Here is a 16,294-nt window from a genome sequence, read left to right on the forward strand (position 1 = left end):
AATTGAATTTCATTCCTCCTTATTGTCGCAAGGATGCGACAAAGGTTAACTTCCTTACTTGATCTAGGCGCAAATCCACCGAGGCGTATTTGATAGGGAAAACTTTGGCATCATTCTTGCATATAGTATCAGATGGTGTGTTTTTTAAAGTTCAAGGTAGAGGTGAGAATATTGTTGGAGAATGAAATGATTATATGTAGATGTGAAGAAGTAACTTACAAACAATTAACAGAAACAGCGGAAAAGTATAAATGTGCGTCAAGAGAATTAAAGCTACGGACACGTGCTGGCATGGGCTATTGTGGTGGGAGAACATGCCGCACTATGGTAGACAACATTGCCCATTCCTTCAATGGAAATGAAAGAGATTGTGCACAACTCACTTTGAAATACCAACCACCTATCAGGCCGATAAGTTTCGGTGACTTAGGGGATGTTAAAAAATGACAAAAAGAATTATTGACCACCCAATACTTGGCAAACTAGACGACACTGACATTATTTCCTTCACCTTTAACAATAAAGAGTATCGGGGATTGAAAAATGAATCATTAGCCGCTGCACTTCTAGCAAACGGAGTTCGTACGCTGCGCAGCCACGAAGAAAGCGGGGCACCCCGAGGAATTTATTGTAACATCGGCCATTGCTTTGAATGCCGTGTAACGGTTGATGGGCAACAAGGTGTAAGGGCTTGTCTAACACCTATTAAAGAAAATATGGTCGTCACAAGCAATGAAAAACTTTTGACAACTGTAAGAGATTGGAGGCCTGAAAATGAGTAAAGTCATTATTATCGGCGCAGGGCCTGCCGGCTTATCTGCCGCAATCACAATCGCCGAAAACGGACTAGAGGTCCTCGTTCTCGACGAATACATGATTGCTGGTGGAAGACTATTAGGCCAACTTTACGAAGAGCCTAATGGAAACTGGTGGAACGGCATCAAAGAATCCAAACAATTATATGAAAAAGCATTGGACCTCGGCGTAAAAATTCAGCTCCACACAGCCGTGTCCAATCTCGAGAAAATTGATAGTTCATGGGTCATCTATACAGCCACAGAAACGTACTACACATCCCATTTACTACTCGCAACCGGAGCAACAGAAGCACCTTTGCCAATTCCCGGTTGGACACTACCAGGCGTTATGTCTGTCGGCGCTGCCCAAGTAATGACCAACGTACATAGAGTCAAACCCGGTAACCGCGGCGTAATTATCGGCGTAAACGTCCTTTCATCCGCAATCGCGATGGAACTGCAACTCGCCGGCGTACAAGTGGCGTGTATCACGCTACCGAAGATGAGCCTAGTGACAAAAGAATCAGGCAACCCGATGAACGTGATGAATTCACTTCTGCACGTGTCCCATATGGCACCTTCCGCATTCGTCAAGTTCGGAAGCAAGCTTATGAAAATTGAATTCATGAAGAAAATGGGCATCACTTTCTTTCCGAAAAACGGTGTGAAAATGTGGGATATCCCAATCATGCTCAGAAAAGCGGTCATCGAGATTTATGGGGACAATGAAGTTGAAGGGGTGACAATGGCGACAATCAGTCCTACGGGTGAAGTCATTCCTGGAACCGAAGAAAAAGTACAGGCCGATTTTGTTTGTATCGCTGGAGGCCTCTATCCATTAGCCGAATTGGCAGCCGTGGCAGGTTGCCCTTTCTACCATATTGAAGAACTAGGCGGCTACGTTCCCCTTCATAACGAACGGATGGAAACTGCATTGGAAGGGCTATACGTTGCCGGCAATATAACAGGTATAGAAGGTGCCAAAGTTGCCGCTAGCCAAGGTGTAGCTGCTGGATTATCAATCGTGCATAACAACGGAACTAGTAATCAAGAACAGAATATCAAAAAAGCTATTCAAGATATTGAACATACAAGAGATAATGCATTCATCCAATTCCACCCCGCGGTAAAAGAAGGAAAACAAAAACTCCAGCACTATTGGGAAGAACATCTGAATACCGTGAAGGATATGGTTGGCAATTAAACACGGGATAAGGGCCGCTCCATAAGTAAATTAGTTACTTATGGAGTGGCCTTTTTTTATTGTCATTAATGAACTCATTGGATAATGTAGGGATTAGTCGCTTCTACATCCGAATTGGTCGCTTGATTCGGGGATTAGTCGCTTCTACATCCGAATTGGTCGCTTGGTTCGGGGATTAGTCGCTTCTACATCCGAATTGGTCGCTTGGTTCGGGGATTAGTCGCTTCTACATCCGAATTGGTCGCTTGATTCGAGGATTAGTCGCTTCTACATCCGAATTGGTCGCTTCTACATCCGAATTGGTCGCTCGGTTCGGGAATTAGTCGCTTCTACATCCGAATTGGTCGCTTGGTTCGGGGATTAGTCGCTTCGACATCCGAATTGGTCGCTTGATTCGAGAATTAGTCGCTTTGACATCGGAATTGGTCGCTTGGTTCGTGAAATGAAAAAGCTATCCTATTTGTCCGATAAAATCGGCTTAAGGGATAGCCTTTCGCTATTAATCTATGCTACTTACAACTCAACCTGAACTCCAGCATTCTTCGCGACTGCCTTATCATACAAATATTTTGCAACAACGATATCCGCAATTGCGAGGCCCACCGATTTGAACACAGTGATTTCCTCATCATTTTCTCTACCCGAACGTTCGCCGCTTACCACTTGTCCAAGTTCCGCATGAATTCCCGATTCGGAGAACACTCCTTCTTGAATTGGCACTTGTAAATCGCCTGTCTCTTCAAGGGCAGCGTCCTTTGCCTCGACAACAACTTTACTTGCCGAGCTGATTACATGTGTAGGTAATTCCTGCATCGTCGGTCGAAAAGATCCTACTGCATTCACATGCGTACCTGGTTTCAAAGCTTCAGTAAAGACCGGTGTTGCGGAACTCGTAGCAGTAACTAAAATATCTGCATTGCGGACGACATCATTCGGATTGTTACAAATAACTACTTTAAAATTAAACTTGTCCTCAATAAATTCCGCAAACTCCTTTGATTTGTTTTCGCTTCGGTTAAAAATATGGATTTCTTCAATATCCCTTGCCGCGGCAACTGCTTCACAAAGACCTCTCGCCTGCTCACCAGTGCCAATAATCCCTAAAATTTTCGCGTCTTGACGGGCAAAGTATTTGGTTGCGACACCGGATAATGCTCCCGTTCGGATAAGTGTCAAATAGGAACCTTCAAGTAAAGCAAGTGGCTCCCCTGTTTCAATATCGGAGAGCAGGACAACACCTTGAATCGTTTTCTTTCCATTTTCTTTATTATTTGGCACAACCGTTACATATTTAAGCCCCATTGTTTTTAACCCATCAGCGACAGAGGGCATGACCAACCCTGTGTTTTCTTTTCCAAAAGGAAGAGCCAATCGTATCGGTGTTTCAGTTCTTGAGGCGGAGAATTCTTGCAATGCAACCGCAACACAATCCATAACCTCATTGATATCCGCTAATTTTCTTTGTTCACTTGCACTTAAAATCATCATGTCTTTTTCCTCCAGTATCACGAACCATTATGCTGATATCTCAGTCTATCTTCAAACTTCCTCCAACAAAAACCCCCTTGGCAACGTGTCGCGTGGATCCACCAAAAATTGGTGGATACCTGTCAGAAACGCTTGTCCAGTCACTTTTGGAATAACTGCATTTAGTTCATTCACTTTTGAAACAGCTAAGATCTCACCGGTAAATTGTCCATCCGTAATACTTTCATGCACAAATTTACCATTTTCCCCTAATACTCCATTTTCGTAAAGTGTTGCAAGTCTTGCGCAAGTACCTGTTCCACATGGTGAACGATCCACTTGTTCATCCGCAAAAATAGTGACATTACGCAAATCTGCATTTGCATCAACCGGCTCATCTGAAAAAATGACTCCATAAATTCCATGTAGTCCACTTTCAAGTGGATGCGTTACATCGATTCTTTCTTCAATAAAATGCTTAATTTTTGTTCCCCATTTTTGGATCGCCGGTAAATCTTTTCTATTCACTCTCAAACCAATATCCTTACTTTGTGCCACTGCATAGAAAGCGCCTCCGAAGGCAATATCAACCTTAAATTCGAAATCGTCAATGCTGATAGGTACATCCTTTTTCAATACAAAAGACGGTACATTTTCAAACGATACCGATTCAACAATTGAACCGGTACATTTTGCATAAGCAATTACTTCCCCAGCCGGACTATCAATGATGAATTTCTGATTCTCACCCTTCACTTTAAATCTTCCAGTTTCGATTCCCATCGTGATAACACCGACAATTCCATGTCCACACATCGTACTCCAACCTTCGTTGTGCATAAAGAGAACGCCAAAATCGGCATGTGAGCTTGCCGGCGGCGTAATAATACACCCGTACATCCCGTGATGCCCTCTCGGTTCAAGCATGAGCACTTCTCTGATATAATCTAAATGCTCCATACAATACGCGCGTCTTTCCAACTGTGTATTGCCTTTAATTTCTGGTAATCCGTCCGTGATAATTCTCAACGGTTCTCCTGCAACGTGGACATCGACTGTTGAATATACATTATTAATCATCATTACATATCTCTCCATTCAAGTTTTTATAATTATTTATTATTGAAGCCGAGCAATAATAAAATTGAAGCAACACTTAACTTATATTGTGATTCATGATAAACTAATACTAATTTTCTGTCAACTGAATATGTGAATTTGACAGAGTAAAATTTCTTCAATTCGATTATATACAATGAAACGGGGTGAAACGATGGATAAAACAATTGGACAAAAGATAAAACTATTACGAAAAAAAAGAAAGCTGACATTGAAAGCTATTGCTGAGGAAACAAACCTTTCAATCAGCTTCCTGTCACAAGTGGAACGGATGAAATCATCGTTGACACTTGAATCACTTAAAAAGATCTCCGAAGCTTTACAAGTAAATCCAAGCTACTTTTTTTCAAGCGGCAACGAGCAATCGCAACTGTCTGTCATCCGTGCAATAGACAATGACGAAGATTTTACGCTCAATCAATTCATCTATAAGGATCTATCCAGTAACAAATTGAACCTGGGCTTCAACCCAATTCTTGTAATTCTAAACTCCGGTGAAAATAAAGGAAATCCATTTACGCACCACGGATCGGAGTTTCTATACGTCTTGGAAGGCGTACTAACCGTTCAAATCAATAACGAGGAATACCAATTAAAACCCCATGATTCCATCATCATCGATTCAAGCAACCCTCACTATTGGTCAAACTATACAAATACAGCCGTGAAATTTCTATGTGTTTCATCTGATTGATTTCAATGTCAATCAAATAAAAAAGCAACTTCACACTCAGCGTTTCTAGTGTGAAGCTACTTTTTTAATTCGACTGATAATTTGCAAGTGTTATTGCGATATTGTCTAACACTTCGGTCGTTCTATCATTCAAATAGTTGTTGACCATGATGGAAAAAATAAGTGTTTCGCCATCTTTTGTTTTGACGTAGCCGGACAACGCAGTGACGCCGTTCAGTGCACCTGTCTTCGCTTGGACATTGCCCATCGCCGCGGTTCCCTTCATCCTATTTCTTAATGTACCGCCGACAAGCCGTTCATTGTCCCCGGCTACTGGAAGTGAGTTCAGGAATGTCGGATACCACGGTTTCGATTGGACTGTGTAGAGCAACTTCGACACTTCATTAGCCGTAACGAGGTTTTTATGGGACATGCCCGACCCATCACGAAGCAGTATCCTTTCCGTGTCAATCCCCATATCGGCAAGCGTGTTCTCCATGACAGCGAGCCCTTTATCCCAACTGCCTTCGCCGCCTACCACCCGGCCCATCTCTTTGACAAGCACTTCTGCATGTCCATTATTACTGAATTTCATGAAGGGGACGAACAACTCTTTTAGCGGCATCGATTGTTTCATTGTCAGACGGGTCGCTCCTTTAGGAATCATTCCACGTTCGACTTTGGGAGTTGCAAAAAACTTAATGCCTTGTTCGTCGATTGCTTTTTTGAATAGATGGACGGTGTAATTCGTCGGTTCCCAGACGGAAGCCCATGAACGTGATGTCGTTGCCATTAATGGAATTGTCCCTGATACGATAAGGGTATTAGAGCCATGTTTCCGTTCGACTTGTATACTTTTCTTACCGTCTTTCGCAACTGTCTTCGTATTGTTCACGATTTTCACATAGCTGTTTGCCGGCTGCATGCCGACAATGCCTTTTTGACCAGACTTTTTGGCAGGGTTCACTTCGACGATGACTGTTCCTGCATCATAGTCGTCATTCGGCGAAAACGTTAGTGCTGATACTTGTGCGCCTGTATAATACGGCTCATCGGACCAGTTCAAGTCTTGGGAAAGCCGAATGCTATCATACCACGTATCATCTCCGTAGATATTTCCATTGACTGTCTGGATACCCTTCGCTTTAAGGGTGGATGCGAATGCATTTAAATCCTTTTTTGTCAGCGTTGGATCCCCTTGCCCCCGTAAGTAGAGATTGCCATGTAGAACACCATTTTTAATCTTCCCATCTATGCACAATTCTGTTTTGAACCTGTAGTCTTGTCCAAGCGTTTCGAGTGCAGCCGCGCCTGACAGCAATTTCATGACGGATGCCGGATGTAATCGAGTATCGCCAAGACGAGCATAGATGATTTCACCGGTCGTTGCTTTCCGGATACTTATGCCCGTCGTTGCACCTTGTAGCCTAGTGTCGTTCAAGATTTCATCGATTCCATCAAATTCAACTGTTTTATTGAGTTCATCTGGTTCATTTATTTTAGTGACCTGTACAGTAGAAACGTTCGATGTGGTCACTGAAACACTGGGTTGCATTTTTCCAATCACCAACACGATAAGCGCCGTAATAAGCGTAAAAACAATCATCAGTTTCCATAATTTAAATTTTTTCAACCCCTTCGCACCTCCGCTATTCATTACTTTTTTTATATTGTACCGGTGAATTGTACTTTCCTTGTTAGATGGTATACGCGGTGGCGGTTACTTTATACGCCAATGTGGACATGTTATGCACGGGGATTAGTGGTTATGCGCTTCGGAAACTCAATTTTGCACGATTGGTTCTCCATTTTACAGAAACCTTCATTTCTCTTTATCATAATCAATATGATAGAGTGATAATTCCGTTTACCTATTGTGCTACAATAAAAAAAGGGTTTTACGTACCAAAGAGGAGGAATTCTATGACTGAGAGGGAACCAAAAAATTTCGTTTTACAGGCTAAAAGCGATCAGTTTTTCTGGGAAGGTACCGGACAACTTTCAATCAAAACTTTCTCACGGGGTTCAGCCCATTACAAAACAAATAAAGGCTTTTTTGCCGTTGAAGAAAATCGATACATCCTCCTAAATGAAGGGGATTATACGATTTCAATTGAAGATACTTGCGAGGTTGAATCATTTTGTCTTTTTTTCAAAAGGGGATTTGCCGAGGAGGTTAGCAGGTGTCTGGAAGAATCCACTGATAATCTTCTTTCCGATCCATACAGACCTCTTCATGCCACGGGATTTTTTGAAAAAACGTATACAAAAAATAAAATACTAGGTTCCCAACTCGATTATTTTAGTACTAATTTTTCTTCTATGAGGGAGGATTCTCTTTGGCAGGAAGAGCAGTTCCACAAGGTCATGAAGACGATTCTATGTACGCAGCGGGAAACGTGGAATGAAGTGGATTCAATGAAATCCATGCGTTCATCCACACGTGAAGAGCTTTATAGACGGGTCAACGTAGCTCATGATTATATCCGGGCTTTCTACAACCATCCGATTGGTCTTCATGAGATTTCGCGAATTGCATGCATGTCTCCCAACCACCTCTTGAAGAACTACTCACAATTATTCGGGAGAACTCCCCATCAGCATATGACTAAGTTGAGAATTTCAAAAGCTAAACAGCTTCTCAATGATACGAACTCCAGTGTAACGGATATCGCATTTGAGATTGGGTTCAACAATTCTTCTTCTTTCAGCAAAATGTTCAAGCAGTTTACTGGCACTTCTCCAATGCAATACCGTAAAAAGTGATTTTGGACAAGCCTTTATCTCGATAGTAAATTACAATAGAGTTCATACGAAAGGAGAGATTTGTCTTGAGCACTATTTCTATTAACAAATTAGGTCAAATTGCGATACCAGCAAAAGATATCAATAGAGCAACTGCATTTTACAAAGACATGCTCAATTTGCCGCTCTTATTTAACACGGATACAATGGCTTTCTTCGACTGCGACGGTGTTCGGCTTTTACTTAGCTTGCCAGAACAGGAGCAATTCGCAACCGCGAGTTCTGTTCTTTATTTCCACGTTGACGATATAACTGGGAGCTATGAAGAGTTGAAGTCCAAAGGGGTTTCATTCACCGATGAGCCACATGTTATTGCGAAAATGGGTTCAACGGAAACGTGGATGGTGTTTTTCAACGATACAGAAGGAAATACACATGCACTAATGAGCGAGGTTGACATTTAATTTTTCATACAACCTTTATCATTCCCTAAATTGGGGATGCTGTTCTCATCAACAATGCAAACGCTATCATTTTTAAATTAAATAATTAGAATACTTTTATTTCTATAATTCCATTGACTTCCTGCTCTTTTCACACTAATGTTAGATTCAATTCTTGCAACAATCGAATAGCAATACATCACTTTCTTATCTAGAGAGATCGAGGGACAGGCCCTATGACATCTCGGCAGCAGGTTCATGACGAATGAACACTGTGCCAACTCCTGCAAATGCTCTGGCATTTGGAAGATGAGAATGAGATGGATTCTTTTATTAGAATCCCTCTTTTTCTTATCTATTTAAGAAAAAGGGGGGTTTTTTCGTTCCCTCAGCTAGCAAGGCGGCTAGACGCTATATCTTATACAGAAAGTTCGATGACTGCTTTTATTGTCTGCATAGAATCCATGACACCCAGAGGAGGTTAACGCATGATTGAATTCAAAAATGTTTCTAAGACGTTCAGTCTTGGAAAGCGGGAGGTGCACGCAGTAAAGGATGTATCCCTATCCGTAGAGAAAGGCGAAATTTTTGGGATCATCGGTTTCAGCGGCGCCGGAAAAAGTACGCTGCTCCGACTGGTTAATATGTTAGAACGGCCTTCTAGCGGTTCTGTATTCATCCAAGACATTGACGTCAATACATTATCTCCAAAAGACTTGCGAACACAACGGCGCAACATCGGCATGATTTTCCAAAACTTCAACTTGCTTAATTCACGTACAGTTGCGGGCAACATTGCCTATCCATTGAAGTTGACAAGTATTTCGAAACAAGAAGTCAATCGCCGCGTCAAGGAGTTATTGGAATTCGTCGGGCTTTCCGATAAAGCAAAAGACTATCCAGACCAACTGTCAGGGGGACAGAAACAACGTGTAGGTATCGCAAGGGCACTCGCTACTTCACCAGATATCCTACTCTGTGATGAAGCCACATCCGCACTCGACCCTGATACAACAGCAGACATCTTAAGGCTATTGAAAAAAGTGAACCGGGATTTTGGGATTACAATTCTGTTAATCACACATGAAATGCATGTCATCCAAACGATTTGCGACAAAGTGGCGGTCATGGAAAATGGTGAAGTGATCGAATCTGGCGATGTCTTTGATACGTTTACGAACCCACAACATTCAGTGACGCAACGGTTCATCCGGTCAGTTCAGCAAGACTTGCCCTCTACACACATTTTAAAAGAGTGGCGTGCTGGTGGTGGCGGAAAACTGTATCGTGTTATTTTCAAAGGTGCGGTGGCAAATGATCCCGTCCTCTCGATGATTACACGGAAACATAATGTCGATTTCAACATCGTCTATGGGTCTGTACGGGAGCTACAAGAAAAACTGTTTGGCAATTTGCTTGTTTCGTTCATCGGGGAACCGATTGCAATTCAAAACGCACTGACTGAACTTGGGACGATTGTTGCTGTAGAGGAGGTTGTTGAAAATGAATGTTGATTGGATCACATTTTGGCCACGGATTGTAGAAGCAACAGGCGAAACGCTTATCATGGTCATCGCTACACTCATTTTTGGTTCTATCATCGGAGTCTCAATTGGTCTCCTACTGTTTGTAACACGAAAAAATAATATTTTAGAGAATAAATTCGTTTTTCGACTCTTAAATATCATCATTAACATCATCAGACCTATCCCTTTCATCATCTTCCTGGTATCCATTTCACAATTGACACGGATTGTTGTCGGAACAACGATTGGGACGGCGGCAGCGATTTTTCCCATGACGATTGTGGCAAGCTTCGTCGTTGCACGTGTTGTTGAAAATAACTTAGTAAGCATTGACCCAGGTGTAATCGAAGCTGCGCAGGCAATGGGGGCGAGCCCACTTCGCATCATTTTCACAGTATTGATTCCCGAAGCGCTCGGGCCTCTCATTTTAGGACTTACATTCGTATCAGTTAGCCTTATCGACTTCTCGGCTGTAGCCGGAACCGTCGGCGGTGGCGGTCTTGGACATGTCGCCATGACCTATGGCTATCAGCGTTTCGATGGTAGCGTCATGCTTGTCACCGTGGTCATCCTGATTATCATGGTGCAACTGGCACAATGGATTGGCAATACACTTTCTCGAAAAATCATGAGACGTTAAAGAAACTCAAACTTAATTTCAATTAAAAAGGAGCCGATTCGAAATGAAAAAACTATGGATTTTATGTTTAACACTTGTAACAGCTATTGTGCTTAGCGCTTGCGGTGACAAAGCTAGTGAAGGCAGCGAGACGGTCAAAGTGAAAATTGGAGTCAATGGGTCGGATGGTGCCCAGTGGCCGCTGTTAAAAGAAAAAGCTGCCAAAGAGGGCATTGAAATTGAACTCGTCGAATTCAGTGACTATACGTTGCCGAATAATGCACTTGCACAAGGAGACATTGATATCAATGCATTTCAACACATCGCTTTTCTTGGACAATATGTAAAAGAAAGTGGAAAAAAATTAGTTCCGATTGGTTCGACAATGTTGGCACCAATGGGAGTTTATTCTGAAAAGATTAAAGACATTTCCGAACTAAAAAAAGGCGACAAAATTGCCATTCCGGATGATCCGTCGAATCAGGCACGAGCACTTCGCCTGCTTGAAAGTACTGGATTAATCACACTTGCAGACGATTTTGGATTGTTCGGCGACCCAACAAAAATCACAAAAAACGATCTGAACCTAGAAATCATCCCGATGTCTGCACAACAGACGCCTCGGGTATTGCCTGACGTTGCCGCCTCCATCATCAATAACGGCGTTGCAGGTCAAGCAGGATTCTCCCCAGGTGAAGATCCGATATTGAAAGAAAAAGACGCGGATGAAAGTATCCATCCTTACATCAACATCATCGCTGCACGTGCTGAAGATAAAGACAATAAAACCTATAAACGCATCGTTGAATTGTACCAAGAAGCAGATATCGAAAAAGTTATCAAAGATGATACAAACGGCGGTTCATACCTTGTGAAATTAACACAAGATCAGCTCGATGCAGCATTCGCAGACTTACAAAAATAAGTTGAGGAGGAATTTGACATGACCATTGTACAAGAGCATAAAGCGACGCTAATCCAATCAATCGATGAAAACCGCGAGCTGTACATCAAAACAAGCCAAGAGATCCACGCAAATCCTGAAATCGGTAACGAGGAGGTGTATGCGAGCAAAAAACATGTAGCACTGCTACGAAATGCGGGGTTTGAAGTAACGACTGCCGTTGCTGGACATGAAACATCCTTTTATGCCGTGAAAGATAGTGGAAAGGAAGGACCGACTGTTGCCTATCTTGCCGAATACGATGCACTTCCCGGAATCGGTCACGCTTGCGGACATAATATCATCGGAACAACAAGTGTCGCTGCTGGTATTGCACTTGCAGAAGCACTTCCTGACACAGGTGGTCACGTCGTCGTACTCGGCACACCTGCAGAAGAGGGCGGAGCGAACGGCAGTGCAAAAGGAAGTTTCGTTAGGCACGGTTATTTGAAAGATGTCGACGTCGCGCTCATGATCCATCCTTCTGGAAAAACGGCATTGACAGGCGAAACACTTGCGGTTGACCCACTTGATTTTCATTTCTATGGAAAGCCAGCGCATGCTTCCGGCTCTCCCGAACAAGGCATTAATGCGCTTGATGCGGTGATTCAGCTATTCAACGGCATTAACGCACTCCGTCAGCAGTTGCCCTCAGACGTCCGCATCCATGGCATCATCACGCATGGCGGCGATGCACCGAACATCATCCCGGAATATGCATCCGCACGCTTCTTCATCCGTGCCGAAACGTGGAATAAAACAATTGAAACCTCCACAAAGGTGCGTGCAATCGCAGAGGGAGCAGCACTTGCGACAGGGGCCACGGTCAAAATCGAACGTTTTCAAAATGAAGTGAAAGATTTCGTACTGAATTCCGTGTTGGATGAAGTGTTACACGTGGAACTGAAAACGCTCGGTGAAGTCGTCCATACGGAAAAACGTAAAGGCAAAGGTTCAACGGATGCGGGAAATATTAGCTATGAAGTCCCGACTGCCCACGGGTATATCAAAATCGGTCCAGATGATCTCATAGCCCATACGGTCGAATTCCGTGAAGCTGCAAAATCGGAGCGCGGCGATGAAGCGCTGATTGTCGGCGCTAAAGCGCTTGCATCAATGGGCTATCGGTTACTGACTGATGCCGTACTGTTGCATCAAGTGAAACAGGAATTTGAAATTGCACTAGCCGCAAAAGAGGGCTAACGCAGGACGATAGTTGATGTGAATTCTGATTCGGTCGGTTATTAGTACTAATAGATTTCACTCATTTAATTTCCCATACCCAAAAAGGGCTATCTCATTAAGTCTTACTACCAGACTTAATGAGATAGCCACTTCTTTATTGTCTAGCTCCAGCGCCTAGTGGCTCGGGACATAAGCCATTCCGGCTGTGCGATAAAGTACGCCGCTTCGCCAGCTTGTCTTATGCCTGTCGCCCCTGGATAGGCGCTTCTGCTTTTCTTTATTCAATCAAACAAGTTGCCCAACAAGTTCCCGCATCGTTCCGTTCTTCGCCAAATTCGTATGCCATGAAAATACTTTTTCTAGCACATGGGGTGTGTGACCGCCCCTTCCCAGCGCTTCATTGTAATACTCCCGCAGTTGGTCACTATACATCGGATGCGCACAACGTTCGATGATTAGCCCGACACGTTCCCTCGGCGCAAGTCCACGCAAGTCTGCATAACCCTGTTCCGTTACGATAACGTCAACATCATGTTCCGTATGATCGACATGTGAAACAAACGGAACAATACTTGAAATGTCGCCGCCTTTTGCAGTCGATTTCGTCACAAAAATGGCAAGGCGTGCATTCCGAGCGAAGTCACCCGATCCACCTATGCCGTTCATCATTTTTGTACCAGATACATGCGTTGAATTGACGTTACCGTAGATATCCAACTCAAGCGCCGTATTAATGGAGATGAGTCCGAGGCGACGAATGATTTCAGGATGATTCGAAATCTCTTGCGGACGCATGATCAACTTCCCCCGGTACTTGTCAAAGTTATTGAACACTTTGTCCATTTTTTCTTCAGATAAAGTAATCGAAGCACAAGAAGCGAAACGGACTTTCCCCGCGTCAATCAAATCAAAGACCGCATCCTGCAACACTTCGGAATATACTTCTAACTCTTCGAATTCTGAGTTGATCATTCCATGAAGAACCGCATTCGCAACAGACCCAATCCCAGATTGCAAAGGCGCAAGACGTTCAGTGAGTCTCCCTGCTTGAACTTCAGTTCGTAGGAATGTCAACAAATGCTGAGCCATTATCTCTGTTTCCTCATCAGGTGCTACAATCGTGGATGGAGAATCCAACTGATTAGTGAAGACAATTCCTTTCACTTTATCCACATCAATCGGAATTCCAGTTGTTCCGATTCTATCATCCACTTTCATTAATGGAATCGGTAATCTTTCACCTTGTTTTTTCGGTGCATATAGGTCGTGCAAACCTTCCAATTGAAGTGGCTGCGCTGTATTAATTTCAATAATAATCGACTTTGCATGTTGCGCGAACGCCATCGAGTTCCCAACTGAGGTTGTGGGAATAATCATGCCATCCTCCGTGATCAAGAGCGCTTCCAAAATCGCAAAATCGATTGGTTCGATTACTTCTGCACGTATAAGTTCGGCGGTATTTGACAAGTGATGATCCACGAAAAGAAGTTCTCCATCATTAATTTTTTTCCTCATCGTCGGGTCCGCTTGGAACGGCAGTCGCTTATTGATGATACCTGCTTCTGCGAACAATCCATCGATATCCGATCCTAAAGAAGCACCAGTAAAGACATTCACTTTAAAGCGATCTTCTTCCGCACGTTTTACCAATGCTAATGGAACCGCTTTCGCATCCCCCGCACGTGTAAATCCACTCAATCCTAATGTCATTCCATCTTCAATCCATGAAGCGGCTTCTTCCGCAGAAACGACCGCATCTCTTAATTGAAGGTTTTTAATTCGATTCATATGACTATTCATCTGACTAAACTCCTTTTCGTAACTTTTAGATAATAATATCTTAAGCGCTTACACGAAAGAGGATTTATGAGTTGGAAAAGGAATAACGGGCTAAAGCAGCGCATATGATGGTTGAGGCAGCATGAATAAAATACGACTTGGCGTATTTGCGGCCAGATTTTGAATTGAGCTTGCTCAATTCACTCCTTTCAAAATCTATGACATCCGCCGGAGGCTTTAACTTTATTCAGCAGAAATCTTCTGCTGAATAAAGTTAAAAGTCTAATAATCTTCTAAAATAACTAGAATACGATTGACTAACTGGAATTCTCACTTCATCATCCATCGCTAATACAAAAGTTGAATGAGTGTCAGGGTAAATTTCACGAATATGATGCACATTCACGATAAAGGACCGATGGCAACGGACAAAGGATTCCCTGGGTAACAAGTACTCGAAATCTTGCAACGAATTTTTATGCGTACCTGAAAAATGATCTGTATAGACAATCGTTTTTCTATCCTTCACTTCAACATACTTCACATCTACAAAAGGAACAGGTTTCCAACCATCTTGCGTTCTCACCGTAACGACCGATTTCCCATCCGTATAAGCGGGATAAATCGTGGTAACACATCCTTCCAACTTTCCATCCTGTTGGAAAGGGACAGCCATCCCATGGTATGGAATTCCGAAAACATCTCGGTTAATGAATTCGGAGACTTTCTGTTTTTGAGACAGGGCCTTGAATGCCATCGTTCCCTCTTTCACTGGATCACCCGGCTTAATTTTCAAGTCGATTCGTTTGCTTGGACGATAGTAGATGTACGTTTCCTTATTCGATACGGCAATCGATATTTCGTCCGAAAATAATTCACCGATAATATCTAATAGCGCGCCAAGACTCAACATTTCCATTACGTTAACTCCTTTTTAATTGCTTCAAAGGTACTGCTCGCTCCAACTGTCATAATTTGTTGTATAATAAATTGTACAACGCTACACATCTCTATTATAATATAGATTATAATAGGCAAAAGATTATGATAACAAAAAACATTTAGGGGGAACAAACATGCATGTAAGAGACTTACTTTTAGAAAGACTAGCAGTTTCTACTGTAAACAGCGACCAAACTGTAATCCAGGTGTTAGATAAAATCAACGAAAGCGGCTACAGATGTATCCCTGTCGTTGACAAAGACGACAATTATAAAGGGATGATTTATAAAGTCCATTTAATTGAATACCTTTATGAGGACAAGGGAGATAAAAACGCCGCCATCGATCATTTATTAAAGCACCAAGATACGTATATTACTGAGCGTTCATCATTTTTGACTTCTCTAATTGAAATTAAGTCCTTGCCTTTTTTAAGTGTCGTCGAAAACGGTAAGCTCATTGGAATTTTAACGCATAACAAAGTTGAAAGTGTATTGGAAGATGCATTCGGACTTAAAACCGGCGGCATCAATCTAACGATATCTTCAACTGAAGCAAAAGGCATGATTGAAAAACTTACTAAAACATTACGTGGCGAAAATATAGAAGGAATGTTCACATTGGATAACGGCTCCGTCCTCGCTAGAAGAGTGGTCATCACCCTTGAAAACGGTAAAACGGACGCAGAAGTAGAGAAATTGAAAGAAAAACTTGAAAAAGGTGGATTTAGGATTTTACAGATTGATAAAATTTAAAGATCGAGTAGGAGGCTAATCATTATTTGATCAGCCGACCTCTCACACCACCGTACGTACCGTTCGGTATACGGCGGTTCAACCTTTTAAGTATCGA

Annotated in this window: 16 protein-coding genes and 1 riboswitch; of the genes, 11 read left to right on the plus strand and 5 right to left on the minus strand. The window is 42.6% G+C overall.

All coding sequences use genetic code 11. The features are described from left to right. The first annotated feature begins 168 nt into the window (after positions 1-168). The 3 genes from H4683_RS02020 to H4683_RS02030 are packed head-to-tail and all read left to right on the plus strand — an operon-like array spanning position 169 to position 2,001. Positions 169-447 (plus strand): (2Fe-2S)-binding protein, encoded by a 279-nt coding sequence (locus H4683_RS02020; protein WP_420826532.1) that lies wholly within the window; start codon positions 169-171, stop codon positions 445-447. Further along, complete coding sequence (locus H4683_RS02025) at positions 444-782, plus strand: (2Fe-2S)-binding protein (RefSeq protein ID WP_192597136.1); 339 nt, start codon at positions 444-446, stop codon at positions 780-782. Before H4683_RS02020 ends, H4683_RS02025 begins: the two co-directional genes overlap by 4 nt. After that, positions 775-2,001: an NAD(P)/FAD-dependent oxidoreductase gene (locus tag H4683_RS02030; RefSeq protein WP_192597137.1), complete on the plus strand. Its 1,227-nt coding sequence runs from the start codon at positions 775-777 to the stop codon at positions 1,999-2,001. The genes H4683_RS02025 and H4683_RS02030 overlap by 8 nt, the downstream gene beginning before the upstream one ends. Positions 2,002-2,514: 513 nt before the next feature. Here H4683_RS02030 and H4683_RS02035 read toward each other — a convergent pair. Together H4683_RS02035 and H4683_RS02040 are read right to left on the minus strand one after the other, a co-directional pair. After that, positions 2,515-3,489 carry an ornithine cyclodeaminase family protein gene (locus H4683_RS02035; protein ID WP_192597138.1) on the minus strand — a complete coding sequence of 325 codons (975 nt, stop codon included), beginning with the start codon at positions 3,487-3,489 and terminating at the stop codon, positions 2,515-2,517. A 51-nt stretch (positions 3,490-3,540) separates the two neighbouring features. Next, entirely contained in the window at positions 3,541-4,551 is a 1,011-nt protein-coding gene (locus tag H4683_RS02040; protein ID WP_192597139.1) for a proline racemase family protein, read from the minus strand. A 190-nt stretch (positions 4,552-4,741) separates the two neighbouring features. On the opposite strand from H4683_RS02040, the gene H4683_RS02045 reads away from it, so the two are divergent. Beyond that, positions 4,742-5,281: a helix-turn-helix domain-containing protein gene (locus H4683_RS02045; RefSeq protein ID WP_192597140.1), complete on the plus strand. Its 540-nt coding sequence runs from the start codon at positions 4,742-4,744 to the stop codon at positions 5,279-5,281. Between the two features lie 64 nt (positions 5,282-5,345). Here H4683_RS02045 and dacB read toward each other — a convergent pair whose 3' ends face one another. After that, entirely contained in the window at positions 5,346-6,893 is a 1,548-nt protein-coding gene (gene dacB / locus H4683_RS02050; RefSeq protein WP_225941818.1) for a D-alanyl-D-alanine carboxypeptidase/D-alanyl-D-alanine endopeptidase, read from the minus strand. A 290-nt stretch (positions 6,894-7,183) separates the two neighbouring features. Here dacB and H4683_RS02055 point away from each other — a divergent pair, with 290 nt between their 5' ends. The 6 genes from H4683_RS02055 to H4683_RS02080 all read left to right on the plus strand — a co-directional run bounded on the left by H4683_RS02055 (position 7,184) and on the right by H4683_RS02080 (position 12,739). After that, entirely contained in the window at positions 7,184-8,026 is an 843-nt protein-coding gene (locus H4683_RS02055) for a helix-turn-helix domain-containing protein (protein WP_192597142.1), read from the plus strand. Between the two features lie 65 nt (positions 8,027-8,091). Further along, complete coding sequence (locus tag H4683_RS02060; protein WP_192597143.1) at positions 8,092-8,469, plus strand: VOC family protein; 378 nt, start codon at positions 8,092-8,094, stop codon at positions 8,467-8,469. Positions 8,470-8,652: 183 nt separating this feature from the next. Next, positions 8,653-8,764, plus strand: a riboswitch (SAM riboswitch). A gap of 172 nt (positions 8,765-8,936) precedes the next feature. Next, positions 8,937-9,962: a methionine ABC transporter ATP-binding protein gene (locus tag H4683_RS02065; protein ID WP_192597144.1), complete on the plus strand. Its 1,026-nt coding sequence runs from the start codon at positions 8,937-8,939 to the stop codon at positions 9,960-9,962. Beyond that, positions 9,952-10,614, plus strand: a complete 663-nt coding sequence (locus H4683_RS02070) for a methionine ABC transporter permease (protein ID WP_192597145.1) — start codon at positions 9,952-9,954, stop codon at positions 10,612-10,614. The genes H4683_RS02065 and H4683_RS02070 overlap by 11 nt, the downstream gene beginning before the upstream one ends. A gap of 43 nt (positions 10,615-10,657) precedes the next feature. Continuing rightward, positions 10,658-11,518, plus strand: coding sequence for a MetQ/NlpA family ABC transporter substrate-binding protein (locus H4683_RS02075; RefSeq protein ID WP_192597146.1), 861 nt, complete (start codon positions 10,658-10,660; stop codon positions 11,516-11,518). 18 nt (positions 11,519-11,536) lie between these two features. After that, positions 11,537-12,739 carry a M20 family metallopeptidase gene (locus H4683_RS02080; protein WP_192597147.1) on the plus strand — a complete coding sequence of 401 codons (1,203 nt, stop codon included), beginning with the start codon at positions 11,537-11,539 and terminating at the stop codon, positions 12,737-12,739. Positions 12,740-13,006: 267 nt separating this feature from the next. Here the strand turns inward: H4683_RS02080 and H4683_RS02085 are convergent, their stop codons facing one another. Further along, positions 13,007-14,521, minus strand: a complete 1,515-nt coding sequence (locus H4683_RS02085) for an acetyl-CoA hydrolase/transferase family protein (RefSeq protein ID WP_192597148.1) — start codon at positions 14,519-14,521, stop codon at positions 13,007-13,009. 253 nt (positions 14,522-14,774) lie between these two features. Further along, positions 14,775-15,419 (minus strand): LytTR family DNA-binding domain-containing protein, encoded by a 645-nt coding sequence (locus H4683_RS02090; RefSeq protein WP_192597149.1) that lies wholly within the window; start codon positions 15,417-15,419, stop codon positions 14,775-14,777. Positions 15,420-15,576: 157 nt separating this feature from the next. Here H4683_RS02090 and H4683_RS02095 point away from each other — a divergent pair, with 157 nt between their 5' ends. Further along, positions 15,577-16,197, plus strand: a complete 621-nt coding sequence (locus tag H4683_RS02095; RefSeq protein WP_192597150.1) for a CBS domain-containing protein — start codon at positions 15,577-15,579, stop codon at positions 16,195-16,197. The last annotated feature ends 97 nt before the right edge of the window (positions 16,198-16,294 follow it).

Source organism: Sporosarcina limicola, from assembly GCF_014873855.1.
Lineage (GTDB): Bacteria > Bacillota > Bacilli > Bacillales_A > Planococcaceae > Sporosarcina > Sporosarcina limicola.

What these genes read in the sequence shown, in the direction of transcription:
- H4683_RS02025 (WP_192597136.1), top strand. Translation starts at nt 444, where the DNA reads ATGACAAAAAGAATTATTGACCACCCAATACTTGGCAAACTAGACGAC.
- H4683_RS02030 (WP_192597137.1), top strand. Translation starts at nt 775, where the DNA reads ATGAGTAAAGTCATTATTATCGGCGCAGGGCCTGCCGGCTTATCTGCC.
- H4683_RS02035 (WP_192597138.1), bottom strand. Translation starts at nt 3,489, where the DNA reads ATGATGATTTTAAGTGCAAGTGAACAAAGAAAATTAGCGGATATCAAT.
- H4683_RS02040 (WP_192597139.1), bottom strand. Translation starts at nt 4,551, where the DNA reads ATGATGATTAATAATGTATATTCAACAGTCGATGTCCACGTTGCAGGA.
- H4683_RS02045 (WP_192597140.1), top strand. Translation starts at nt 4,742, where the DNA reads ATGGATAAAACAATTGGACAAAAGATAAAACTATTACGAAAAAAAAGA.
- H4683_RS02055 (WP_192597142.1), top strand. Translation starts at nt 7,184, where the DNA reads ATGACTGAGAGGGAACCAAAAAATTTCGTTTTACAGGCTAAAAGCGAT.
- H4683_RS02065 (WP_192597144.1), top strand. Translation starts at nt 8,937, where the DNA reads ATGATTGAATTCAAAAATGTTTCTAAGACGTTCAGTCTTGGAAAGCGG.
- H4683_RS02070 (WP_192597145.1), top strand. Translation starts at nt 9,952, where the DNA reads ATGAATGTTGATTGGATCACATTTTGGCCACGGATTGTAGAAGCAACA.
- H4683_RS02075 (WP_192597146.1), top strand. Translation starts at nt 10,658, where the DNA reads ATGAAAAAACTATGGATTTTATGTTTAACACTTGTAACAGCTATTGTG.
- H4683_RS02080 (WP_192597147.1), top strand. Translation starts at nt 11,537, where the DNA reads ATGACCATTGTACAAGAGCATAAAGCGACGCTAATCCAATCAATCGAT.
- H4683_RS02085 (WP_192597148.1), bottom strand. Translation starts at nt 14,521, where the DNA reads ATGAATAGTCATATGAATCGAATTAAAAACCTTCAATTAAGAGATGCG.
- H4683_RS02090 (WP_192597149.1), bottom strand. Translation starts at nt 15,419, where the DNA reads ATGGAAATGTTGAGTCTTGGCGCGCTATTAGATATTATCGGTGAATTA.
- H4683_RS02095 (WP_192597150.1), top strand. Translation starts at nt 15,577, where the DNA reads ATGCATGTAAGAGACTTACTTTTAGAAAGACTAGCAGTTTCTACTGTA.